At 72.9% G+C, this 1,017-nt stretch carries 1 protein-coding gene; it reads left to right on the top strand.

The features are described 5' to 3' along the window. Nucleotides 1-1,017: DUF222 domain-containing protein (locus AHIS1636_RS19560; protein ID WP_264797539.1), on the top strand; the 1,017-nt coding region annotated here is incomplete at both ends.

Below are 1,017 nucleotides of genomic sequence, written 5' to 3'. Positions count from 1 at the left end.
GTCGGGCGGTTCCGGGGCGGCGGAGCCGGTTTCGGGTGATCCGGAGGCTGTCTTCGGGCCGGTTGAGGATGAGGGTGAGGACGGGATACCGGATTGGGCGTTGTCTCCGGCGCAGCGGGCGAAGCGGGAGAAAGCCAGGGAAGCGGCGAAGCCGCGGCCGCCGGCGCTGGTGGAGCACGGGCCGGTGGAATGGTTCCAGGCCTGGCGGGACATCACACCGGCGGACCTGGCCGTCGTGCTCGCCCGGCAGGACGTCAAGCAGCTGGCGGACGGGGTGCTGCTGGAGTACCTGGCCGCGGTGGAAAAGGTGACCGCGTCCTGGCAGGCGGCCCGCGTGCGGGGGCTGGACGAGTTCGCCTCCCGCCGCACCGAACCCGGGTCCCCGCTGATGGGGCCGGAGGGCCATGACCGGGGCACCGTGCGGGAACTGGCCGCGCACCTGCACCAATCCCAGAAAACCCTCCACACGGACCTCGCCGAAGCTGTCCAGCTCTGCGCGCACTTCCCGGCCACCCTGGAAGCGATGGACGCGGGGCGGGTGGACCTGGGGAGGGCGGCCGCGATCGTGCGCGGCTCCCGCGACCTGCCCGCGAACCTGTTGGGCGAGTACGAGGCGCTGGTGCTGCCCGGGGCGGAGCACGTGGTTAGGGAGACCGTGCAGGACCGGGCCCGGGCGGCCCGGCACCGGCTGCACCCGCAGACACTGGACGAGCGGCATGCGACGGCGATGGAGCACCGCGGCGTGTGGTTCCGGCCGCAGGACGACGGCATGGCCGAACTGACCGTGCAGACCGGCGCCGACACGGCGATGAGTGTCTATAACCTGGTGCAGGAGCACGCGAAACACCTCAAAACCCTCGACGGGGAAACCCGCACCCTCGCCCAACTGCGCGCCGACGTCCTCGCCGACCTCTGCCTCCAGCCCCCGGCCCCCGCCACTGCCGCCGCACACCCAAGCGGTCCGGCCGAGGTACTCGGGCTGGGCGAGGACGGCGCCGCCTTCGGTCCCGCCGCCAG

The organism is Arthrobacter mangrovi (assembly GCF_026011795.1).
GTDB lineage: Bacteria > Actinomycetota > Actinomycetes > Actinomycetales > Micrococcaceae > Crystallibacter > Crystallibacter mangrovi.
Note: the sequence above shows the minus strand (reverse complement) of the source record. Positions and strands in the feature narration are given on the sequence as shown.